Source organism: Bartonella sp. AD328YNZD, from assembly GCF_042196425.1.
On record NZ_JBHIQG010000075.1, the window covers coordinates 1 to 6105 of the forward strand.

Genomic DNA, 6105 nt, shown 5'->3' on the forward strand with positions numbered 1-6105 from the left:
AAACCTGCTAAGAGCAAAAATGGTATGGCACCATAATAGGGAAAACGCTCTATGAGACATAAATCGCAAGGAAGATAGCCGCCAAGATATTCAAAACTAAGGGCGAGACCTATTATGGTGGACAAGCAAAGAGTGAGAAAAAAAGCCCAGAAACATTGTTCTTTTCTGCTGGGTTCAACATGAAGGTGCTTGTGTAAAAGTGGGTGAGAAGACAAAACGCATGCCATTGAGTCTATTCCTTATAAAATCTGCTTGTTTAAAAAAGCGATGAAAACCCCATAAATTAAAAGGAGACTAACAAAACCAATGAGAATAATCCATTTGAAATGCTGTGCTAAAAAATTCATTGCTTTTTGTCCAAAATGTTTCATAAGCCACGCGAGAAGATAAAATCGAGCGCCTCTGGAAAAAATACAAATAAGAATGAAAAATTCAAGACGCACACTCATAACACCAGCCAAAATTGTGACAATCTTGATGGGGGGAAGATGTAAAAAACCTGATGTTATCAGTAAAATGATGAGAAATTGTAGGGTTGCGTTGTTTTTTAGAGATTCAAAACTTTCAACTTTACCGTAAAATTCTAAAATAGGTTTGGCAAGGGTGTCATAGGCAAAATGTCCTATAAACCAACCGGCAATTCCTCCTAAAACAGAACAGATCGTCGCAAGAAAAGCATAGCGATAAACCCGCTTGGGATGGATAAGCAGCATCGGAATATATAAAACATCTATGGGAATTGGAAAAACAGAACTTTCAATAAAAGCAATGAAACCAAGCCAGTGTGGTGCTGTACGCCGATTTGCTAAAGAAATCGTCCAAAGCTTTAATTTGTTTAATATCATGTGTTTTTTATAAAATTAAGAGGTAAAGACTTTACAAATGAGGTTTCTATAAATCCGGTAGAGACAATATTTCATAAAACAAATAAAAAATGATATGAATTCTAAAAAATGAGAAGTCTTCTGTTGACGAATCTGTTCTTCTTCATATAGTGCAAAAGGGTAATCGACAAGTCTGTCTTTTATAGTAATGTGCGGGTGTGGTGGAACTGGTAGACGCGCCAGACTCAAAATCTGGTTCCGAAAGGAGTGTCGGTTCGAGTCCGACCACCCGCACCACTTATAGATTTTCTACACTATCACTTGATATCGTTGTTTATCTTATTTTATTTAAGTTGTCTTTTATGGACGACCTTGATATCTGATGAATCTGTCACAAGCGTAATTCAAAAGGTGGTTTAAAAAGTGATTAGGAAAACAAGAATACGTAATAGATTTGCTGCTTTCTCTGTAAAAAAATTTGCCTAAAGGTAAATATGCGGATGGAGCTGGACTGTGTGGCTTATCTCGACCGCATGAATACTTTCCTTTATCTGTTATGACATTTGAAATTGTATGAGAGTAACCTCATCTTTGGATTTGTTTTTTTTCGCTCTAAAGGATGAAAATTCTAAAACCTACGTTTGTTTTTAAATGATATAGCTCTTTTCAGTGGGGCACATCTGCTGGACGTTGCAGGTGTAGAGACTCTATGGTACTTATATCATCAAATGACGGTATTCTATTATGCTGTAAAACAGCGTTGTTGAGAGCATTGATATAAGGCATGAAAATTTTTCCATATTGTAAGTGTTTTTAAATATCGTGATCCGTATTCAGGGCAGGGCTTGTTTGTTGCACTTATGAAGTGGACCGCATGAGGGGTCAGCAGGTGGAACCTACCCGTGAGAAGCTGGATTGTTGACAGACCAGTGGCTGGTAGGAATCTTCCTCCTTTGAGGTGTGGGGAAGAGGGTAAGATGTAAAACGATAAGGTTATTTTTAAAATAATTATATATGAATCTGCTTGGTGCTATCGATGAGTGAGAACTTTTAATAGAACTACAGCTTATGGGAAAATGGAATAGAGCTGTTTGTTCTTGAAGGATGCTTTGCTGGTTGCTGTTGTCATTTCTATGATTGTTTACAATGATGTTTGTGTTATTCTTTTGATGCGCTGCATAAAGACACTTCATTTGAAGTATTATAATACAACCTCCTTAAAACGTTAAAGCGTTTTTTTAAGAGGCGTTGGATATTTCGGGAAAGGGTTTGCTCATAGCGCTTGATGCATGTTCATCACATGAATAGCAAGCCAAGAGAAACTAGACTCTATTAAGAATACGATCTGTTTACAGATTGGTGTGGGTTTTGGATTTTTTATCCTTTGAAGAGGGAGGCAAGTGAATTCTCATGACCCTATATAAAGTGAATCCTATAAGCAGAAAGTTGATGAATTTACACCGAAAAAATCGGATTATTTATAGGTTAGTGAGGGAAGCTTTCAGATGTGAAGAGGAGATTAGGTCCCTTATTTGTGCTATTCAAAGGACTGTCATCTTTTTTTTACTGAGTGGTTGTCTTTGACAACAGAGTTTTTTCTTACAAGAGTGTACAAATTGCAAAGTGTGAAGATATAAGTGGAAAGCGGATTGGATAAAATCTCCAAGGATAGATTTGTTATCTTGTTTGGTTATCTTATGAAGTCAAGTGCGAGAAGTGGTTAGGGACGTTACTTTTCAGAAAAAACTGGATTGTTTATGGATTAATGAGGGAAGCTTTCTTTTAGATGTGAAGAGGAAGTTGAAAAATTAACTGATGATTTTCTATTTTATGCTGTTGTCATGTTATCATCATATGAAGTTGTCATTGAAGCGCGGTATCCGTATTTATTTTAAAGAAATATCTCTTAATAAGTGCTCTTATTAATTTTACGATGGCACCCAATCGTATGATGTCAAAATGCTTGTGAAGTGTATAAAAGCTTTATGAATAAGCAAACCGGCGCTATTACACAATTTGCTAATTCTCAATGTTGCTAAAGCCCTTGGTATTTGATAAAATTCATAAGAAGCATTTTTGGTCCTTGTCTTATACAATTTACCCACATTCCAGCCCCGCTTGTGACGTACAAGCGAATGGTTTTTATTGATTCAACATGAACAGATTTGAAATGAGAGAATCTTATGTTATTCGGAACTCTCATTCAAACTGAATAAAACTAAATTATCTTTATAAGTCAATATGTTGTAGTTATTATATTCCAAACGTATACCATGAAATGATCAAAGGATAGGACCTTGCTTTAAGAAAAGCTGGATTGTTTCGTAACCATTTGTTTAAAGTTTAGCACTGGTTTCGAGAATCTTCGTCTTTCTAAGGGAAAGGGAGCTATAAAAAAACCCTGTTTTTAACAGGGTTTTTTAACAGTTCAATTTTTACAAGATATTAGAATTTATAAGCAATGCCGAGGCGAAAATCATGCGTTTTTGAGGCGATTTTAAGTTTATCGTCGGCAAATTTCTGTTTAAAAAAATCTGAATAGCGATATTCTGTACGCATGACGATGTTATCTGTCATTGCAAGATCAAAACCACCACCAATAGTGTAACCAACCATGATTTTTGTCTCATCTAATACATTGCCAGAAGCAAATACTGTCGAATCTTCTTGCGATTTTGTTAACAGTGACATGATATATTGCATCTGTGTGTAGGCGATACCCCCTGCAATATAAGGCATAAGACGATGGGAAGCAAAACCAATACGCGCGCGTGCGGCGCCAGCCCATTTTTCTTTCAACGTTACACTGCTTACAACAATGTCACCATAGTTGGGTATCGTTTCATCTTGGGCTGCAGGTTTTATAATAGGAATCCCAGCCTCTTTAAAAGCTGCGTTAATTGTGTCTAATTCATCTAGAATTTTCTTTCCATTGTCTGTTTGGGTGTTTTTTCTCCCAGACCAGACCATGTCCGTATCAAAACTGAAAATAAGGTTATCTCCCAGATCAATATTAGCGCCTGCATACAAACCTGCTCTCAATCCTGATGGTTTGGGAGATAAGCCTCTATCAACCCAAGCCCATTTCCCCTCTCTGGCTTCTTGTGCGTAATTTAGAGTGTTTTGACTGGAAAAATATCCAGTTTGTCCTCCAAAATAAAAACCAGACCAAGAAAAAGGCGCAGAGACAGTAACCGGTGAGATACGTGGCGATAAAATGTTTGGCGATGAAACATTCAGTTGTGGTTGCTTAAAGATTACTGTATCTGCTGCTTGCGCTGTTGAAGCAGTAATGAAAGTGAAAATAGATAGTGTAATTAAACATTTTGTGTTCATAAAACGTCCCCAATTTATTTTAAATACATAATATATTGTATATGAATTGGTTAAAAAAATCTATAGTTAATATCATTATGAAAAAATAAAATCCTCTAAAAATTTATGCTTACGTAACTTTGAAAGTTTTTTTAACTTGTTTTTCATGCGGTTTTCATTATGGAAACGTTGATTTGCAAGCTTTTTAATATAGTCCTTCACTGTACTCTGTGTTTAGAAAACATTATGCTATAAGAAAATAAGCTTTTAGTTTATTAAAAAACCATTATCTTATATATAAAATACTTTTTATTATTTATTCTATAGATGCAATATTCATTATGGGTGATATCAAATTGATATTTAAAAATGCATGTTAGCACTGTTATATTCTTTGCCAGTTTCCAATATTGCGATAGCTCTTGGTGTTTGAGAAATGCGTGACGTTATTTTTTTCAATCGTTTTTTATTTATATGACGCTCTCGCTTATGATGCTCAAGTGAATAATTTTGGCGAATAATTTTGATTGATTCAATACAATAGGAAGAACAAGTAAGGGGCAATACCAAGAATAAAAAGGGGAGAAATGCGAGAATCTCAAGTTTCATGAAGTTTCTTATGCACCATGTAAAACGATAAATTATCTTCCTTCTTGTTCGCTTAAGTCAGAATGTAGATCAGAGCCTAAAACCGAATGTCATTGGCAATTTTAAAGAGATTAGCGTACATCCATTCAGACTTTTGTGGAAATGCGAGGGCTCCCATGAGGCGTGAGGGATTCCATGAGGAGCAGGGTGCTTTAAATTTATTGCGAGTAGTCTTAAAGGAGACCTCCGAGAGTAGGCGGATTGTTTCGGCAAAGGCAATGTCGAAACCGTTTGGTGCATTAAGTACTGTTCAAAGAGCTGTTCTTCTTTTGGCAATATCCTGATTTATCAATGATAATTTAGTGCTCTTCAACGTGAATGAAACCCTTAAACACCCTAGGGTTTTCTCGTTTCAAGTTTGTTGCTTGTTGGATCAAACAAAATCATGTTTTTTTGTGCGTTACAAGCGGGGAGAGCCTTGTGTGGAGTGAAACTGTATAAAAGACAAATGCTCCTCATGCATTGTTCCAAGTGTCAAGGGGCGTCACGCAATAAGGGATTTCACGCAATCGTGGGCAAGAGTCGCAAACGGCGATGAGAGTCTAATGAGACCCTAAAATGAATGTTGTGGAGTCATCATAATCGGGGTGTTTGCCTCCCGATTTTTTAACAGAGAGGCTTAAGAAGTTTTCATCTTCTTTATAGGGGGCTTTGGGGGAGAATGGACTGATTTATAAGTGGATAATTGAGTGCTCTTCAACGTGAATGAAACCCTTAAACACCCTAGGGTTTTCTCGTTTCAAGTTTGTTGCTTGTTGGATCAAACAAAATCATGTTTTTTTGTGCGTTACAAGCGGGGAGAGCCCTGTGTGGAGTGAAACTGTATAAGACAAGGACAAAATCCCCTCATGACTCCAATACTAAGGGATGTCACGCAATCGTGGACGTTGGTAGAAGTTGTGTTGATGGTGCTGGTTTGCTCTAAGCGTAAAGATGGGGGCGTTCAATGGTGTTTAGGTTATATCATTTACGGACACTGTTGCGAAATGGGTTTGAGAACATAGAGATATGTTTCTTTAAAAAACGTGTAAATTAGCTACGCAAGTATATTTGATTTGGGGTGTTCTATTTTACATGAAGGACGTGATTCCATTAAAGAACGTGAAAAATAAAAGCGTGAGGCAATGCATTCTCTCTATTCGTTAAAAGATATTGCTCTTGACGTTTTTGAAAGTTGTAAGGCTAAATTAAAGGATGCAAAGCTGGAGATTGATTTTACTTTACGGCTTTATATTCTCTGTAAATGAGGCTGTATTTCCATTATAGAGACGATCCAAACAGGGATATGCAATACACTCATCCTCTTTGGTATATAAGC

General features: G+C 36.5%; 4 protein-coding genes, 1 tRNA gene and 1 pseudogene. 2 read left to right on the forward strand and 4 right to left on the reverse strand.

Annotated features, from left to right (window positions below; genetic code table 11):
• Together ACFIO3_RS05235 and ACFIO3_RS05240 are read right to left on the reverse strand one after the other, a co-directional pair.
• Nucleotides 1–227 (reverse strand): disulfide bond formation protein B (locus ACFIO3_RS05235; RefSeq protein ID WP_375704172.1); only part of this gene is annotated, 227 nt, incomplete at its 3' end.
• A gap of 12 nt (nucleotides 228–239) precedes the next feature.
• Entirely contained in the window at nucleotides 240–845 is a 606-nt protein-coding gene (locus ACFIO3_RS05240) for a YqaA family protein (protein WP_375608133.1), read from the reverse strand.
• Nucleotides 846–1036: 191 nt separating this feature from the next.
• On the opposite strand from ACFIO3_RS05240, the gene ACFIO3_RS05245 reads away from it, so the two are divergent.
• Nucleotides 1037–1121 (forward strand) — tRNA-Leu (locus ACFIO3_RS05245).
• A 2148-nt stretch (nucleotides 1122–3269) separates the two neighbouring features.
• On the opposite strand, the gene ACFIO3_RS05250 is transcribed toward ACFIO3_RS05245, so the two are convergent.
• Nucleotides 3270–4160 (reverse strand): outer membrane protein, encoded by an 891-nt coding sequence (locus tag ACFIO3_RS05250; RefSeq protein ID WP_375608134.1) that lies wholly within the window; start codon nucleotides 4158–4160, stop codon nucleotides 3270–3272.
• A gap of 667 nt (nucleotides 4161–4827) precedes the next feature.
• A pseudogene (fumC, locus tag ACFIO3_RS05255) lies at nucleotides 4828–5037 on the reverse strand (class II fumarate hydratase); the annotation flags it as partial.
• Nucleotides 5038–5635: 598 nt separating this feature from the next.
• Between fumC and ACFIO3_RS05260 the strand changes: the two are divergent.
• Nucleotides 5636–5791 (forward strand): hypothetical protein, encoded by a 156-nt coding sequence (locus ACFIO3_RS05260; protein ID WP_375694484.1) that lies wholly within the window; start codon nucleotides 5636–5638, stop codon nucleotides 5789–5791.
• Nucleotides 5792–6105 lie beyond the last annotated feature (314 nt).